The organism is Swingsia samuiensis (assembly GCF_006542355.1).
Taxonomy (GTDB): domain Bacteria; phylum Pseudomonadota; class Alphaproteobacteria; order Acetobacterales; family Acetobacteraceae; genus Gluconobacter; species Gluconobacter samuiensis.
Genome location: NZ_CP038141.1, coordinates 1301005 through 1318408, shown reverse-complemented (window position 1 = coordinate 1318408; position 17404 = coordinate 1301005). Strand labels below are relative to the sequence as shown.

Sequence of the window (17404 nt, the reverse complement as noted above, 5' to 3'; positions counted from 1 at the left end):
TATGAAAACTGTTGTCACTGAAAAGAAAAGCTCCATCGGCGTTATTATAGCAATTTTAGTTATTCTCATAGCTGCTATTATAGGGTGGTACATGAACCGGGAGGATAATCTACACCCCAGTTCAGAAACAGCAGAACTCGACGCCGACCTTGTTCATGTGGCATCGACAGTTGGCGGTCGTTTAATTGATTTGCGGGTGAAAGTTAATCAGCACGTCAAAAAAGGGGACCTATTATACAGAATAGACCCCGAACCTTATCAGATCGCAGTGGCTCAGGCGCAAGCTAATTTAGATATTGCTACGGCAAAAGTAGATGATGATAAACGTTCCGTTGCCGTCAAAACCAGAAATGCTGAAGTCGCTAAATCCCAAGTTGCAAAAGCCAAAAATGAACGAGATATTGCAGCTCGAACAACAGCTCGCTTACACCCTTTAGCTGAGCAGGCTTATATCCCTTGGCAAGAATTCGACCAGTCTCGCACATCTTTGCACAATGCAGAACTGGCATACACACAAGCCCAACAACAGAACAACGCAGCCGAAATCGCGATTGGTGATCTAAAAACAGCTCTAGCTTCTCAAGAAGCCAGCAAAGCGGCTTTAGAACATGCCAAATATGAACTTCGGCAAACCGTTGTGACAGCCCCTGCAGATGGTTATATTTCTAGTTTAAACATTAAGAAGGGGGAAGTTCTCACAGCTTCCCAAGTACTCTTCACGCTTATTGTCGATGATGAATGGTTTTCTATTGCCAATATTCGTGAAGTTCATCTGTTTCCTATTCACTTACATGAATGTGCGACAGTATATTCTATGATTAATCGTAAAATTCCGATTAAAGGATATGTTGATAGTATTGGCTGGGGAGTGGCTACATCTGACAGCTCAACGCCCGGGCGTGAACTTCCTACGGTAGCCCGTCAGATGGACTGGGTGCATGTCGCCCAAAGATTTCCTGTTCGTATTCGCTTAGAAGGGGCTGACCCTAGACTTTTACGCCTTGGTACAACGTCTACTGTAGAGATTGGTTATGGCGCGGCCTGCCATTAATTCACTCTACTACCTACCCTTTAAACGTTTATGGTTCTTAGCGTGTGTAAGGACCTCTGACCGCTTACAGTATGCTTTGTGTATTGCTGCAAGCTGCACAATAAACGTTTTGATAGGGGAAATATGGCAAATACCCGGACTGGATTTGCTTCCTCTCATCTCGCTTGCTCTCTGGCAGAAGGACCGCGTTTCTAATGTAAAGAGTGGAATAGTCCTACATGTATTGATAATATCCATTATGATATCAATATATTTATGTGTTCTTTTTTGCTTAGATCATATTTTTTTAATAGCTTTGTTTGTTGCTATACTCTCTTTTGTTTTTTTCTTTTTATCAGCAGCTACAAAATTAGGGCCACTCGCTAGTATAGGCGGGATGCTAACTGTTTATCTTTTTATTACGTTTGTGGATTATCCTATCGGCGAAAAGATTACGCGGTCTATTCTGTATTCAAATCTTTTTATGTCTATTCCTGCAACTCTTATGATGACCTTGGGTGTCATTATAAGCCCTTCCCCTAAAAAACTTCTAACAGATCAAATTGCATATAATATTAAGCTTAGTATTTCATTATTAAAAAACAAAAACACATCTCATGAAAAAACTGCATTATATCTGATCCACAGTGGCCCTGAAGAGATGTTGAAATATGTTCATCTCGCTTCTTCAGAAAGAATGTGGGATGAAAAAGACCTTATTGCTTTAAAACAAGCCGCAATCTCCAGCCTTTCTTTATTATCCGTCTCGTTAGATATTAGCAAACATTACTCTGACGAATCCCCAGAAGATCTGATCAATTCTTTAGAAGAAATATATACCATCTTTTCTAAAGGTAATTATCCTATTGATATTCCGCACGTCCACATTCAATCCGACCAATTACCATTACGTACCATTCCGGACATACTCGTCAATTTTACTACTCCTCCCAACGAGATATCTCCATCTAAAGTAACAGAAAAACCGCCCCAGAAAAAACAAGGGTTTTTTGTAAGTGATGCGTTCACGAACCCTACCTATGTTGGGTTTGCTCTTAAAGGAACAGCAGCTGTTTTCATAAGCTATCTTATTTTTAAAGCGCTTGATTGGCCAGGTATCCATACCTGTATCATCACATGTTTTTTAGTTGCATTACCCCGCGTTGGAGAAATGATTTCTAAAGAACTAATGCGCTTTATTGGGTCTCTTATCGGAGGAGGGGTCAGTATTTTAAGTATAATCTATTTATTCCCTCATATGGACGAAATAACTCTTTTATCAATTATTATATTTATAATGTCTCTACTCTCTGGTTGGCTTAAAGCTGGAGATAGTAGAATTTCGTATGGGGGCTTCCAACTAGGCCTTACGTTTTTCCTTTGTATATTAAAAGACTTTGGTCCAACAACGGACATGACAACAGCGAGAGATAGAATTGTAGGTGTCTTAATTGGTAACCTCGTTACGTATGCTGTTTTTTCGAGTATATGGCCTAAAAGCTCCTTTGAGACGCTTGCAAAAAAAATCACTACCATCTCTCAAATGCTACAAAAACAACTTCAGAGCACAACAATTCAAGAAAAAGAAGAAGCTTTTGCTAGCACCCAATCCGCTATTGAAGCAGGTAAACTTAACCTTGAATTTGTTCAGTTCGAACCTTACCATTCTTACTCGAAAGATATTTGTTTCACAGACAAATTCTACTCTCTCAGACAGGCAGAAAAGTTAAGTTACCGTTTACTCATTGGGAACATCAATTTAAATGAAGCAAAACAAGAAATCGAAAAGCTAGAGTCTCATCTCCAATGAAGAACCGCCAACTTGCCTGTTTCAGTAAACTTTGTAGCTTATTTTTTCTCAGTAGCTGCGCATCGCAAGAGTTAAGAACAGCTCCACAACGTTCAGACCAAGCATGGCAACCAACGGTAAACGCTCAAAATGTGATTATTCCACAACATTCACGTCAGCATACACTTTTGATGCCTCAGGAATATTCCTTACCGGCTAATAAAGATATCCAGATACGGCCTGCCTCTGCTGTAGAAAATGCACATAATTTTACTCTTCCTGAACTCATTGACTTAGCGCAGTCCAATAACCCACAAACAAAAATAGCGTGGGAAGAAGCCAAAAACGCAGCGTTAAGCGTTGGAATTACAAAGAGTACATATCTTCCACAACTGACAGCAACAATCGTTGGCGGCTACACTCATCGCAAAAATCAAGGCAATTCAATTACGAGTGCATCTGCTCATGGAGAAATCCAAACTTTAGGTATGCAGTGGCTTTTATTTGACTTTGGGAGAAAAGAGGCCCTCATAAAAGCTGCACGAGAAGATCAAATTGCTAGTAACATTATGTTCACACAAGAACATCAAAAAATTATCTATAATGTTACTGTGTCTTTTTATAGCTATTTATCAAATAAAGCACATATTGCTTTACTTCAAACAGCCCTCAATAATGCAAAAAAAATAGAAAAAGCCGCTCAAGCAAAACTAAAATATGGCCAAGGAACAATAACAGACCTCCTGCAATCACAACAACTTATTGCACAATCTGAAGTTCGCCTTGTGCAAGCTCAAGGAGCGTTAAACAATGCATATATAACCCTCATTAATAATATCGGTATTTCACCAAAATCCCATATCGCTATTGAGGATATTCAAAAACATGATCTTGATACTCACACAATTCATTTAACTGATAATATTATACAAGAATATCTTGAACAACGCCCCGATGTTCTGGCGGCCTATGCCAAAGTTAAATCTGCGCAGAGCCGTGTTAAAGCAGCTCAAAAAGAGTTTCTTCCCAAAATCTTTTTATCTGGAAATATGGCTTATTCAACAGGTCGACTAGGCCTTTCCTCTGCTCCTAGCGTTGGGAGTAATAGTTCTCCAACCTACAATCTCTCGACCAATAGCTTTAGCGGAATAATCCTCGGTGGGGTTACTGTGCCAATATTTGATGGAGGGTTAAGATCTGCGACATTAAAACAAGCTAAAAACATGTCTGATAGTTCAGAAGCGAGTTTACAACAAACGGTCGATAACTCTGTTAAGCAAATTATTGTATCTGAAAACTCTCTTAGTACGAGTTTAAGTGCCTATTCAGCTTCAGAAAAACTCGAAAAAACCAGTTTATCAAGTTTTGATGCTTCTCTTATATCTTATCAAAATAATATTGGATCCATTGTTCAACTCGCCATGGCTCAAAATAGTTTAATTGATGCTGAAATGAATGAATCAGATGCTTATTACGCCTCATTAATTGCAGCGACCGATTTAGCATTTGCGAGTGGTTCACTCACGAACGATCAGCCTATAGACAAGAATCTTCCTCCCAAAGGGCTCTGACTCGAGGCCTCTTCTCTTTCGGGTTGTCTCCTTTTTTATAAAATTGGAGGCAAAATCAACCATTCTAAAAGTCAAGACTGGACTCTGTGGATTTTTCTCTTTAGTGGGATAAGAAAATTATTTTATTTACACAAAAGACTTAAAAAATTCACACATAACCGTCGAAAAAACCTTGAAATACGGCCATTATTAAACTGATCAAATTAATATAATTCAAAATCAGGTAGTTGTTCTATCTTATTGAACTTGTGGATAAATTTGTTAACTATTTCTGGAATATGAAAAAATTTCTTATTGAATTTAATGTGCTGGCCAGAAAAAGTGAATCCCTAAAGAAAGCCCAATAAGTAGAACAGCAACAACAGCCCACGGCCAAAACTGAGGAGGTTTTGGATAAGGCTCCAAAGAACGCTCGGCTTTAACTTCACGCGCTTTTTTTAACAACTCATCCAAATCGCTCATAAACGTCTACATCGCTTTCTTACGATTGCGTTTCCAAAATAGAATTCATTTCCAACCATTCACGCTTGGAAAGCCCCGATGTTTCTTGCGTTACGTTTTCACCACTTAGGCGACGCCGTATAACCTTTAGCATTCCCGCAGAAAACGTATATGCCCCACGACGATATTCTTCAAACGCAGATGCTGTTGCGGGCACCCATGCTTTAAGCACATCAATCATTTTTTCTGCATAGACTCGTATCTCATATTGAGAGTGCGAATCTGCTCTCAATGAGAGGAAATGCATCAGATTATGTAAGTCAATTTTCCAATACCATTGTGTATAGGTGTTGAGAGTCAAATTCATACGCGCCAACTCACGCGCTAAACCAATCCCATCAGGATCTAGCAAGGTTTCATAATCATCATAACAACGGCTCGCATCATGCCGTAAAATGTCGAGGACTTTATGCGCCGTTTCTGGGTCTAGAGCATCGCTACGCCCTTGCCTGTTGTCTCGGCTTTGAGCCGCAACCTGATCTAATGCTGGCAGGTAAAACTCTCTATCCAAAATAGAATATCGAGCAGAATACTCATTCACACTCGCCATACGATGACGAATCCATTGACGCGCGACAAAAACAGGAAGCTTTACGTGAAACTTAATTTCACACATTTCAAACGGAGATGAATGGCGGTGCCGCATTAAATAGCGAATCAGCCCTGCATCTTCAGAAACCTTCTTGGTTCCCCGACCATAAGACACACGCGCAGCCTGAACAATCGCACTATCGTCGCCCATATAGTCAACAACGCGCAAAAAGCCATGATCCAACACCTCTATCGGTGTGAATAAGAGCTCCTCCATCGCCTTTACCGTTGGACGGCTGGTGAGTTGAGGTTCGTTTCGTTGTGCTGCAATCTCAGCACGCTGTTCAGATGTCAGTGCCATAGATTACGCTCTAGCACACAAACAACATTTGCTCACCCCCTCATTTCCTCTTGCAGAAAATACCTTTCTTACCTATCTATAGAAGTGCTTGGAGTTCGCTCTAGCTATGGCGATAAACGGTAAGTGAAATAAGTGTTGTGGACCCGGGGGCAGTGCCCGGCGTCTCCACCAGAAAAACCTTTCAAGGTCTTATGGGGACGAAACAGGCTCGACACGCATGGTAAAGACTTATCTTTTGCCCGGCATTGTACCACCGTCATCGGGCTAAACTTACAAGTGCCAACGATAACTCTGAGGTGCTCGCTGTTGCTGCATAAGCGATAAGCGCGGTTCGGGAGGGCACCGGGCAACAGAAGCCCTCCCACCTCATATTCTGTAAAACCTCTTGTCTTTTTCTCGCGTCTATCGCAGACCTTAATCATTGTTTGAAAAGTCAGGCGGAAACATTATGAGCAACGATGATCACAATGATCAGGATGGTTTTGATCACGAACTCCCTGAAAGCCTTCTTCCCTACGATCAATGGATTGAAGATGCTTACCGTGAAGTTATGCTACGTGCCATTGAGCATGTTGCAGAAGAAGGACTTCCTGGGGACCATCATTTCTATATTACGTTCCGTACAGACCGCCCTGATGTCATCATCCCTGACCGTCTGCGCGCCCAGTACCCTGAAGAAATGACCATCGTTCTCCAGCATCAGTTTTGGGATCTTGCCGTTAACAGAGATAAAGAGACTGTCTCTGTAGGGCTCTCTTTTGGTGGCGTCGGGAGCATCCTATCCATCCCAATATCGGCTATCACGGCTTTTGCAGATCCACATATGCGTTTAGCTCTACGCTTCTTAAATGTCTCAGCAAACGAGATGTCTGAAGAAGAGCATTCTACTGAAGAAACAACTCTCGAAAAATCAGCCGAAGCAACCGAGTCTGCCGATGATCAGAACAAGAAACCAGCAGATGTTGTAAGTTTAGACGCTTTCCGTAATCGTCCTAAAAACTAAATCAAGTCATCTCGAACTATACACTTTCAACAGATCTCTTTATTACCCATAAGATCTGTTGAAATAACCAACGCTTATTTCTATCGAAAACCATATATAAAATATTTTTGAGGGACTATATGCGCTTTACAGTAGACCGCTTAGACCACCTCGTCCTAACCGTTCGAAATACCACCTTGTCTGCTTCATGGTATCAACGTGTTTTGGGAATGGATATTGAAGAGTATGGCCGCAACAACCGGATTGCTCTCTCCTTTGGCGGGCAAAAAATCAACTTGCGCCCCGAAACAGAAAATGGCTGGACCTCAGCGGAAGGCGCTCAACCTGGAACATCCGACCTCTGCTTTACAACAGCTCTTCAATGTCATGATATCGTCAAACACCTGACAGCATGTAAGGTAGAAATTACCGAGGGTCCAGTTCCTCGTATTGGCGCTTTAGGCCCTGTAACATCCATTTACTGCCGTGATCCGGATGGCAATTTAATTGAAATAGCATCGTACCAAGGGTGATTTATCACCCTTGGTCTCTTTATGATTACCAATTTTTAGAAATTAACCAAAATTCTTCAGAGGTAAGTGTAATCAGGTTTGAATCTTTTGTATCAGCCGCAGCTTGAGCAAGAGCTTCAATACGCTCCACCATGATTGTTTTACGTTGATGCGCCTCAGACTGCTCATGAGCGGTCTCTAACATACTCAACGCTGCTTTAGCTGCTTTAGCAACCCGACGAGCATCAATTGCAGCATATGACATAATTACACTCCTACATTATTAATCGACCTATACTCTATCGCACCAACCTTATTCAACCAACCCAAATCCTACCCCAATGACGCTTCATACGCATCGAGAACGTCATCCACCTTTCCATCCATTCGAATCTTACCCGCTTCCATCCATAAAATGCGCGTGCACCACTCCCTCAAAATAGAAAGGGTATGAGAGGTAATGACAAGAATATCTGCACTACCAACCATCCCCTCCAACCGCTGCCTCGCCTTATCCTGAAAACGCTGATCTCCTGCCATAAACCACTCATCCATTAATAAAATTTGTGGCCGCGGAATGGTTGCCAGCGCAAACCCCAACCGGATTCCCATTCCCGACGAATAAAGGCGCAATGGAAGGTCAAAAAAAGGACCCAGTTCTGCAAATTCTTCCACTTCTTTTTCAAGCACAGGGATTTTTTCTTTTGGGAGTCCCAAACGATATGCAAATAAATAAAGATTTTCACGCCCGGTTAGTTCAGGGTTCATACCGGATTGTGGATCAATTAGTGCATGACAGTCGCCTTCAATCTGAGCAACTCCCCTTCCTGTTTCGTAAATCCCCCCAAGCACTCTTAATAGGGTAGATTTTCCAGCGCCATTATGTCCGACCAAGCCGACACGCTCGCCTTTATGGATATCAAACGTCACTCCAGACAGAGCCTCGACAAGGACCAAGCCTGAAGAACTATCTGCAACAGTCATATTCCCCCCGACCTTAGAAGGGGCCACAACAGCATTTTTTGCGCGCGAAAACAGTGTTTTTTTTAAAGAGCGGGAGGCGCCATGAAAGACTGGAAAAGAAAGATATACATCTTCTAAATGAACTAACGTCATCTCAAATCCAAAAAACTAGACGCGCACGAGTACGCACGAATACAGCGGCTGCCATCACACAAAATACCAAACCGACACCCAACGAAATGAGCCACACATCAAGTGATGGAGTTTCACCCAAAAGAGGGGCTCTTACAATTTCTAGCAAAGCATAAAACGGATTAAAAAGCAGCCAATGTGCTTTTCCCTGCAATTGGGCAGGCATCCAAATTACAGGGGTAATATAAAAAATAACCTGTAATAACGCACCGACAATGGGAGGGACATCTCTAAATCGAGCACAGACAACCCCCAAGAGCATACAACACGCCCCCCCTAAAACAACCCAAAGCAACAATCCCGGAATTGCCCATAATGCTGTTAGTCCAGGCCAGACACCATAAATTAAAAAAACCACAATCGGCACAATAATATTATGCCCAAAAACAATCGCATTTCTTACCACTGTTCGTATGGCCTGTAACATAAAAGGCAAACGACTAGAGCGAATCATACTGTCAGCCTCCAAGAAGCAATTACATGATTCATGAATCATGCTTGCTATCCCCGCCTGCCAACAGGTTAAAGACAGAGCAAGAAACGGCAAGTAAGACCTTAAGTCCTGCCCAAATAAGCGGCCATATAAAATACCCATAGAACCAACCATCATGGCAGATGTAATGGTTAGCCAAAAAGGCCCCAAAGCCGATCCTCGATAGCGTAGTTTTATATCAAGCCACCCCAACAAAAAACCTAAACGCCACAGCTTTAACGCTTCACGACAATCATCCAATGCTCGCTTTGTCGCGCTTATATGAACTTGCTTGGATTGTGTTTTAAAAACAGGATCAGGTTGAATATTTGAATTTCTTTGCATGGAATCAGAAGACAACATATTCACCCGTTCTACCCCCAACCTTCATCGCTAACCGTTGCAACCTCTTACGTTTTCAACGTTTTAAGAGTTTGTAAAATTATGGAATGTTGGTCTGTACACCTGAATAAAATAAAGATTTTTCCTAGTTTTGCCTCAATCATTATATATATTTTTATGATTGCGATAGTCTTCTCTTGCAGGTATCTTCCTTTAATGTCTTGTATTGCTGCTCCTCTCCAATCTTCCCTCCGTTCTTTCGCTCTTTTGCGTTCCAGTTGTGCGTTGGGTCTTATTGGTCTTCTTGCAGCCTGTGCCAGTACCCCTGGACAAGGCGGAAGTTACTCTCAGGTACCAGTTACACAAGAAGCTGCGAATTATCGCGCGCACGCAAAATCATATTATGCCCCTCCTGGTCCACCTGAAGATCCATGGGGACCATATATACAAGAAGCTTCTGACCGCTTTGATGTTCCTACTCAATGGATCAGGGCCGTCATGAGACAAGAATCGGGCGGTCATTTGTTCGATCGAGACGGTAATTTTATTACATCCGTTCCCGGAGCTATGGGGCTACTTCAGCTTATGCCCCCTACATATGACGATATGCGCCAGCAATATAACCTTGGCGATGATCCTTATGATCCGCATGACAATATTCTCGCGGGCACCGCGTATATCCGCCAAATGTATAATATATACGGCTCTCCAGGGTTCTTAGCCGCCTATAACGATGGCCCTGGCAGTCTTGATAGTTATTTACGTCGTGGACGTCCCCTTCCACGCGAAACCAGACGCTATGTTGCTGCTATTGGGCCACATATTGTTGGTTACTATCCTCATAACCGCTCAGATGCGGACCTGCTTGTTTCACAGCATGATCCTAACGCTCAAGTCCAGCTTGCAGACAACTCGACGCCTGTAAGCTATGGCAACAACTCTGTTAGTTCTGCTTGGGCTCAAAAAACAGCTTCCAGTAGCTATACACCTCCCGCAGAAGCCGTCAGTGACGATAATTACTCCCCTTCCCCAAGTTCTGTCAGCTCTGCGTGGGCTTCAAGGGGGATAGCATCATCTACTCCTATCGCTTCAAGTAAGAGCAGCGTCAGTTCTGCTTGGGCCTCCCGAGGCTTAGTTTCCCCAACACCGGCTGTTACTACCCCAAGCAATGTGAGTTCTGCTTGGGCAGCACGAGGAATTCAGCCCTCCGCTGATACAACCTCACAACCCATTCCAGAAGAAGCCGCTAGTTTTAATGACGAAGATAACAATGTTACAGCGCAAGAAATTCCAATCGGGCATCACCTAAAACCGCAACCCATTATGGCTCTTGCCCCTGCCTCAAGGCATGTCGAATATAGAATGCCAACTCCTGTTGCACGGCAGAGGGTTAGCTCCCCCGTCTCATCAGAGCCACATAACTGGGCTATTCAGGTTGGGGCTTTCTCAAATGCACGCCAAGCAGCGAGTGCTGCCTCTTCCGCACATGCACATGGAGGCAGCCTACTCGCCTCTTCTCGAGCACAGATTGTTAATGTTCGTGTTGGTAAAAATCATCTTTACCGTGCACGTTTATCTGGCCTTTCCCACGAAAATGCTGTCGCGGCCTGCCGTCACTTAGCGCATGGCTCGCCCTGCATTGTTGTTCCTCCAGGAGCTGAATAAACTTTGATCGTGAAAACCAACATACGTTCTGTTTTATCGGCTTTATTTTTAGGGTGTATTTTCTCCCTGAACACGCCAGCTTTTGCTGCGCTTGATAATGGTGCAAAAGCGCCTGACTTTACAGCGCAAGCAAGCCTCGGTGGACATGTTTTTTCATACCATTTAGCAAGCGCTCTTAAAAAGGGCCCTGTTGTCCTATATTTCTATCCTGCTGCTTTCACTCCGGGATGCACTATTGAGGCCCATGAATTTGCTGGCGCGATTCCTGATTTTAAGGCCTTAAACGCAACGGTGATCGGCATCTCCATGGACCCGCTGTCGAAACTGGTGCGTTTTTCCGTGAGTGAATGCCGGAATGCTTTTGCTGTTGCAGCTGATCCAAACGGCAAGATCACAAACGCTTACAAGGCGAAGCAACCGTTACAGAATACTTCAAGCCGCACGTCCTATATTATTATGCCTAATGGTCGGATTGCTTTTTCCTATGCTGCGATGTCCCCCGATGAGCATGTTGAAAAAATACTCCAAGCCCTTAAATCGCTCGAGCATAAACACTAAACACTATGGGTTCCTCACCTCCACATAATGTCGGAGAAGCTCGTCCCTTACAGTTATCGGAGGACGTGCAAAGTACCGCCATTTATGGAGGGACAAATGATTGCTACCGCTACCGTCTTCATCGCGTGTGGGATCCCTCTCAACCAACGGTAATGTGGCTCATGATGAACCCATCGGTAGCGACTGAATTTGGGGATGATCGAACGGTCGCAAAATGTCAAAGATATGCTCGATCATGGGGGTTTGGCAGTATCTTAATTGGCAATAGTTTTGCTTATCGCTGCACGGATCAAAAACGTTTGCTTGAAGTAAATGACCCAATCGGGCCAGATAATGACAAACATATTCTAAAAATGGCTCAAGAAGCCAATTTAGTCATTTTAGCGTACGGATCCCCTCAAGCAAAAGTACTTCATAGCCGCGGGCCATCTGTAGCATCTATGCTTGTAAAGCATAATATAAGCGTTAGCACTCTAAGACTAAGTAAACATGGAAGACCTGAACACCCTCTTTATCTACCATTTACCCTTGCCCCTCACGACATAACGTCTCTTTTCCTTTAAATTAAACCCCTGCGTTCATTATTATTTATATATTTCCAAAATATTAACTTTCTGAAATTTATTACTTCCCATTTTTATCCTGATTTTATAAAATAAAAACAACCAACTTCGTTAATATCTCTCATAAAATCCCATGGTTCAGTTCCTCAATGACACACAGGCTCAAAAATAAAAACTTGCGCAAAGCTATCTTAAGTCTCCTCTATGCGTCCGTTCTTTCTTCAAGTTATGCTTATGGAGCAACAATCCGTACTTCTCCGCATTCTACGCCCCACTCCAAAATCAAAACACCTACACGGACTTATTCTCATCCAATTAATCATCAACCTTTAATCCACCATATTAAATCACGCTCTTTATCGTCTCCTCTTGTGAGGCATACTCCTGCTCACCTGATTGCTGCGCCTACACCCATTGCTATTAATAATATTAACTCAGTACATAGTTCCGCCTCTACAGATAAGCTGCTCGATCAAACCACCGCGGCTCCCTCTCTGGAATCTCAACATTTCTTTGGAAACTGGGGAGGCGTTCAACCGTGGCTTATGAAACACGGCATACAATTACTCCTTTCGATTAACGAAGAATTTGCTGGAAATATTACAGGCGGCAGACAACGGACTTATACGAATACCGGGCAAGTTGGGTTAGAGCTTGATCTCGACTGGAATAAATTGGCTGGTATTAAGGATTTCTGGACCCACACGATTATCGTTAACGGGCATGGACGGAGCGTTTCTCAACAATTTGGGGACTCTCTTGCCGCCACACAAGAAATTTATGGTGCCCGAGGCAACGTCATTGCCCATCTTGTCGCCATGTATGCTGAAAAAAGTTTTTTCCATAATCGACTAGATCTTAACGCAGGCTGGATCCCTGTTGGAACGTTCTTTGCCTCCTCCCCCATGTTCTGTGACTTTATGAACGTGGCTATTTGCGGAAACCCTGCTCCCAATAAATACACTTCAGGAAATAAAGACTGGCCTTCTGGTAACTTGGGCGCCGTTGCGCGTGTTATGCCTACCCATAATACTTACATTATGAGTGGTCTTTTTGCAGTAAGCCCTCATGAATATACTGGTGGCATTTCAGGATGGTCATGGGCGCAATCTGGCCTTGGCAAGTTTTCTACTCCGGTAGAAATTGGCTGGATCCCTTCTTTTGGGAAAAAGAAACTTATTGGCCATTACAAATTAGGCTATTCCTACGACAATTCCAGCTATCCCAACCTTTACGAAGATATTAACGGCAACTCTTGGCAAGCAACAGGCCTTGCACAGCGTTATCAAGCAGGAATGAATAGTACTTGGCTCATTATGGACCAAATGATCTGGCGTCATGGTGCAGGAGATACAAACGGTCTCATTGCCCTTGCTGGAGCCATGTATAGCGACGGAAAAACCGTTGCGATGCGAGATCACACGTGGGTTGGCTTACTTGATACGGGTACCGATTGGGGACGCCCCCTCGATACAGTTGGTATGATGTGGCAACATTTCGATATGAGCCGAACCGCTGCTCTTCAACAAGAATCTTCTCTTGCTCTTCATCTCCCCTTCCAAAACAACCAATGGGGTAGCGTATACGGTGTGCAGAGCCACGAGAACGTTTACGAGCTTTTCTATAGCGCCCATGTAGCCCGTGCGTTGAATATTCAACCAGACTTTCAATATATCCAACGTCCAAGCGCAACCACAACATTTAAAGATGCCGCTGTTCTTGGCGTTCAGTTGTCTGTCGTTCTTTAAGTTTATTATTCTTCCTAATAAAAAAGGCGGCTTATATGCCGCCTTTTTTATTACCTTTATATCTACCGGATTAGAACGTAATCCCTGTTTCTAAATCTAATATCACAGGGTTATTATATTTTTTGGTTCCCCCAGTATTCCAAATATACTGCACCCCAGGTCTAACCATCAGCCATGGAGTAGGACGCCAACCATAATTCATTTCCAGCGCATGCTCTCCTGAAGGTTTGTAAAGACCTTTTGCACCGGCCTCCTGCATTTGGCGTGCCCAAATGGTTAACTTTGGATTCACCCACAACATTTTCATACCAATACTAAAAGTATCATTAGGACGGGACGCAAAAGTCCCCTTCCGCGTTACCCCCCAAGTAATAAAATACGGAGCGACAGACGTACGTGGGTCTCCCCACGTAAAAGAACCAAAAACAGAAGTTCCACGGCTTGGATCTCTCTTATCGCGTTCTAACATGCGATCAGCCTGAACCCATCCACCAAAACGGCCTCTTACTTTTTGAGATGGAGCCGACACCAAATATTGCTGAGGAACTTCGAACGTCCCTAACTGGGAATAAACATCTTTAACTTCTGACGTGTCCCAATATCCACCAACCTTAATATTCGTCTGCAAAGGACCGCTATAGTCATTCGCGCCGCCTTGGTGCCAGCCTAACTGGAATGGAAGATATGTTCCCGTTGTGCCGTGAAGATTCATTTTCCAACCATTATGCGTGTTGGAAATTGTAGGATCGACCGAGTAAACACCAAACTGAACCAGATAATGATCATTCCCGGCAGGGTAAAACTTTACCCATGCTCCAGGGTGAGCCGTTGGATAATATCCATACCCTGAGTTCATCGCGATTGATTGGGGCATACCGCAAATGGCGTTAGACTGGAATTGACAGTACGCGTTCATTCCCCAGTAGGTTGATCCTTGTTCAAAATCATTTTCTGTATTGATTTCACCAACCTCGGTTGCAACGTATTGGTTCCACTTCATTTCCCAAGAAAGACGTGTCAAACGCACCGTCTCACCTGAACCAAAGATTTCCTGAGGGCTATCAAGAGCAGGTAACTTAGCTCCAATACCCAGTCCCTGACGGGATGTACTAGAGAAATGGATATAACCAATTTTATAACCGGTTAGTTTTTTCAAATCAAAATCAATGTTCAAACCAAATTCATCAGCATAACGCGTCGTTTTTGCTTTTCCGCCCCGCGGATTTCCTGAGGTATCCTGCAAGAAACGTCCACCAATATTAATACCCATATCTGTCAGACGTGTTCTCAAACCACCCCAATCTCCTGTCATGGTGCTTTGAGTGAGCCAGTCATGAAAACTTGCAGGAAAGAAGTGTTTTTCGGTTGTATCTGAAATGAGGCTTGCTTGTTGAGCTTGATTTTTTTTAACAACGCCTAGCACATCAGGCTGAGACTGTGTCCGAATAACCGGGCTTCCGACCGTGTATAATTTGCGTTCGTAAAGATGATATTCAGCATCATCCATCGCCTTTATTTTTTCAGCTTCAAACGTTTCGCCTTGCAGCGGCTTTAAACGGACACCTGACTGACGGTTCCCTATCGGCAACCGGTCCATGTATTGTTTATACATAGATGCATTCTGCCCAGAAGAAGAATCCTGCGCTCCCGACAAAACTTGAGCATATGCATGATGACCTTCAGAAAGTGTCGTACTCATAAGGAGAATGCTAAGTAACTTTAGCCCGGCACTATTCAATTTCGGCATGAATATTTTTATCCTCTAGGCTCATCATCGTTATAATTCATTAAATTTTCTCAATCAAGGAACGCTTTCATTCCCAACTGAGACCGTAAGAAAGATGGATATTTTCTAATATAAACTAGAGGAATTTTACAACAAATTATCTCTTTTTCGCGATTTTCCTGTCCAATTTATTACCAAAAGGACACACTTCATAGCCCACTTAACTTTTAGATAACATCGTATGCAAACGATCCCAGCGCCGCGTTAAAGGCTCTAAGCATAAAAGAACAAACACAATACCGACTGCTGCTTCACACAAGCCACGAAAAAGACCTGTATAAAGCGCCCGGCCTATAGAAAGAGACGCATCATTGGTCATAGCCGCATGATTGGCGATAATACTTCCTGTATACATCGCAATACCCCAAAGCAGGTAAAGTGCACCCATCATAAAGCCACTCAAACGAGCTGGAGTATAACGTGCGACTATCGCTAAACCCAAGCCGTTCGTTAAAAGCTCAGCAAAGGATAAAAAACCATATCCTACCAGCATAACCCATGAAGAAACCAAATCATGAGTTGTTGCAGCAGCCCACCACCAGATTGCAAATGAACATGCAACACAGACATACCCAATCAACATCTTACGGGCTAATGAAAAATCCGTGCCATTACGGCCTTGTTTATTATATAGCTTTGCTAATAGAGGGCTCAGAACCATAATCCAAATTGGATTAAGGGCTTGAAACTGGCCGGCAGACAAGTGCCATAACGTGAAGCCACCTATTCTAAAATCACCATCCACATCACGCAGCGCAAATAGGGTCAGCGATGTGATCATTTGCTGATAAAATACTAGATAAATAGTCCCCTGCAGGCATAATAAGTACGTCAGAAGTAAGCCTGCCCGTTCTTTTTCCTCAGAACGAAAATACAAAAAAATCCACGAAAATATTAAAGACAGACCAGAGACAAAAATACAAATCTTCGCTAATCCATTACTCCCTAAAACCAGTGCATTTAAACAGGTTAGGAACAAAAGCCCTAAACAGATCAGTCCAATACGCCCTAAAGAAATAGGTCTTCGTTCTAAAGCACTGGAAATATAATTTAGCCTATGTGATTTTAATACATAGTAAATTAAGCCAACAACTAGCCCTATAGAACTCGTTGCAAAAGCAACAGACGCACCATAACGAAGCTGCAACCATGGTGTTAATAACATCGAGACAGTCGAGCCAACATTAACAGCCATATAGTACAGAGTAAAAGCTGCGTCTAAAGCCGCATTATCACCCTCGTAGATACGCCTTACAAGATTGCCTGCATTCGGTTTAAACAGTCCGTTCCCTGTTGCAATCAATGCCATAGCAAAGAGTAATAATGATTGCGAATGCAATGAAATGGATAAGAGTGCATAACCAATGGCAAGCAATACAGCGCCACTCACCATCGTGCGCCGCGTTCCAATAACACGATCACCAAGTAACCCACCGATTACTGGCGATGTATATGTTAAAACAGCAAATGCACCCAACATCAAATTAGCCGCAGAATCTGCCATATGCAGTTGCTGAATCATAAACAGCGTCAGGACGGCCTGCATTCCGTAATACCCGAACCGCTCCCATAGTTCGATGGCTAACACCACTGCAAAAGCTTTACGTCTTTTTACGCCTACTACAGGAACAGAGGGGGGGGATGGATTAAAGGGCATGCAAAATCTGTAACAATGATGATAGCTCTTTTTGCGGCAAATGCGCTTTACCAGCGAGAATTAAAGCCTTTATGCCAATAACAGACAGAATAACGACAAACAGAATAGCAACACAAAAACCAAATATTTCATGCCATGGCCAGTGTGGAATATATGCTTTCACACGTCTGGCCATACCCAT

17 protein-coding genes and 1 other RNA gene are annotated in these 17404 nt (G+C 43.2%); 10 read left to right on the top strand and 8 right to left on the bottom strand.

Features of this window, described 5'->3' with window-relative positions:
• Nucleotide 1 precedes the first annotated feature (1 nt).
• The 3 genes from mdtN to E3D00_RS06075 all read left to right on the top strand — a co-directional run bounded on the left by mdtN (nucleotide 2) and on the right by E3D00_RS06075 (nucleotide 4390).
• Nucleotides 2-1051, top strand: coding sequence for a multidrug transporter subunit MdtN (gene mdtN, locus E3D00_RS06085; RefSeq protein ID WP_141460877.1), 1050 nt, complete (start codon nucleotides 2-4; stop codon nucleotides 1049-1051).
• A gap of 223 nt (nucleotides 1052-1274) precedes the next feature.
• Nucleotides 1275-2840, top strand: a complete 1566-nt coding sequence (locus E3D00_RS06080; RefSeq protein ID WP_181441939.1) for an FUSC family protein — start codon at nucleotides 1275-1277, stop codon at nucleotides 2838-2840.
• Complete coding sequence (locus tag E3D00_RS06075) at nucleotides 2837-4390, top strand: TolC family protein (RefSeq protein WP_141460873.1); 1554 nt, start codon at nucleotides 2837-2839, stop codon at nucleotides 4388-4390. The genes E3D00_RS06080 and E3D00_RS06075 overlap by 4 nt, the downstream gene beginning before the upstream one ends.
• A gap of 300 nt (nucleotides 4391-4690) precedes the next feature.
• Here the strand turns inward: E3D00_RS06075 and E3D00_RS10535 are convergent, their stop codons facing one another.
• Both E3D00_RS10535 and thyX read right to left on the bottom strand, forming a co-directional pair.
• Nucleotides 4691-4852 carry a hypothetical protein gene (locus E3D00_RS10535; protein ID WP_181441938.1) on the bottom strand — a complete coding sequence of 54 codons (162 nt, stop codon included), beginning with the start codon at nucleotides 4850-4852 and terminating at the stop codon, nucleotides 4691-4693.
• A gap of 19 nt (nucleotides 4853-4871) precedes the next feature.
• Complete coding sequence (gene thyX, locus E3D00_RS06070; RefSeq protein WP_141460871.1) at nucleotides 4872-5783, bottom strand: FAD-dependent thymidylate synthase; 912 nt, start codon at nucleotides 5781-5783, stop codon at nucleotides 4872-4874.
• A gap of 46 nt (nucleotides 5784-5829) precedes the next feature.
• On the opposite strand from thyX, the gene ssrA reads away from it, so the two are divergent.
• The 3 genes from ssrA to E3D00_RS06055 all read left to right on the top strand — a co-directional run bounded on the left by ssrA (nucleotide 5830) and on the right by E3D00_RS06055 (nucleotide 7298).
• Nucleotides 5830-6147: a transfer-messenger RNA gene (gene ssrA, locus E3D00_RS06065) on the top strand.
• 84 nt (nucleotides 6148-6231) lie between these two features.
• Nucleotides 6232-6786, top strand: a complete 555-nt coding sequence (locus E3D00_RS06060; protein ID WP_141460869.1) for an SspB family protein — start codon at nucleotides 6232-6234, stop codon at nucleotides 6784-6786.
• Between the two features lie 119 nt (nucleotides 6787-6905).
• Nucleotides 6906-7298: a VOC family protein gene (locus E3D00_RS06055; protein WP_141460867.1), complete on the top strand. Its 393-nt coding sequence runs from the start codon at nucleotides 6906-6908 to the stop codon at nucleotides 7296-7298.
• Between the two features lie 25 nt (nucleotides 7299-7323).
• On the opposite strand, the gene E3D00_RS06050 is transcribed toward E3D00_RS06055, so the two are convergent.
• The 3 genes from E3D00_RS06050 to E3D00_RS06040 form a co-directional block, all read right to left on the bottom strand.
• A complete protein-coding gene (locus tag E3D00_RS06050; protein ID WP_141460865.1) occupies nucleotides 7324-7542 on the bottom strand; it encodes a hypothetical protein in 219 nt (72 codons plus the stop codon).
• A 68-nt stretch (nucleotides 7543-7610) separates the two neighbouring features.
• Nucleotides 7611-8393 carry an ABC transporter ATP-binding protein gene (locus tag E3D00_RS06045; protein ID WP_141460863.1) on the bottom strand — a complete coding sequence of 261 codons (783 nt, stop codon included), beginning with the start codon at nucleotides 8391-8393 and terminating at the stop codon, nucleotides 7611-7613.
• Nucleotide 8394: 1 nt separating this feature from the next.
• Nucleotides 8395-9267, bottom strand: a complete 873-nt coding sequence (locus tag E3D00_RS06040; RefSeq protein ID WP_141460861.1) for an ABC transporter permease — start codon at nucleotides 9265-9267, stop codon at nucleotides 8395-8397.
• 195 nt (nucleotides 9268-9462) lie between these two features.
• Here E3D00_RS06040 and E3D00_RS06035 point away from each other — a divergent pair, with 195 nt between their 5' ends.
• From E3D00_RS06035 to E3D00_RS06020, 4 genes are all read left to right on the top strand, one after another.
• A complete protein-coding gene (locus E3D00_RS06035) occupies nucleotides 9463-10911 on the top strand; it encodes a lytic transglycosylase domain-containing protein (protein ID WP_141460859.1) in 1449 nt (482 codons plus the stop codon).
• Between the two features lie 9 nt (nucleotides 10912-10920).
• Nucleotides 10921-11469, top strand: a complete 549-nt coding sequence (locus E3D00_RS06030) for a peroxiredoxin (protein WP_246091527.1) — start codon at nucleotides 10921-10923, stop codon at nucleotides 11467-11469.
• A 5-nt stretch (nucleotides 11470-11474) separates the two neighbouring features.
• Entirely contained in the window at nucleotides 11475-12032 is a 558-nt protein-coding gene (locus E3D00_RS06025) for a DUF1643 domain-containing protein (RefSeq protein WP_141460857.1), read from the top strand.
• 176 nt (nucleotides 12033-12208) lie between these two features.
• Nucleotides 12209-13780 (top strand): carbohydrate porin, encoded by a 1572-nt coding sequence (locus tag E3D00_RS06020; RefSeq protein WP_246091377.1) that lies wholly within the window; start codon nucleotides 12209-12211, stop codon nucleotides 13778-13780.
• A gap of 70 nt (nucleotides 13781-13850) precedes the next feature.
• Here E3D00_RS06020 and E3D00_RS06015 read toward each other — a convergent pair whose 3' ends face one another.
• The 3 genes from E3D00_RS06015 to E3D00_RS06005 all read right to left on the bottom strand — a co-directional run bounded on the left by E3D00_RS06015 (nucleotide 13851) and on the right by E3D00_RS06005 (nucleotide 17404).
• Nucleotides 13851-15527 (bottom strand): carbohydrate porin, encoded by a 1677-nt coding sequence (locus E3D00_RS06015; protein ID WP_246091376.1) that lies wholly within the window; start codon nucleotides 15525-15527, stop codon nucleotides 13851-13853.
• Between the two features lie 199 nt (nucleotides 15528-15726).
• On the bottom strand, nucleotides 15727-17223 hold the full coding sequence (locus E3D00_RS06010) for a peptide MFS transporter (protein WP_141460853.1): 1497 nt from the start codon (nucleotides 17221-17223) through the stop codon (nucleotides 15727-15729).
• Complete coding sequence (locus E3D00_RS06005) at nucleotides 17213-17404, bottom strand: hypothetical protein (RefSeq protein ID WP_141460851.1); 192 nt, start codon at nucleotides 17402-17404, stop codon at nucleotides 17213-17215. The genes E3D00_RS06010 and E3D00_RS06005 overlap by 11 nt, the downstream gene beginning before the upstream one ends.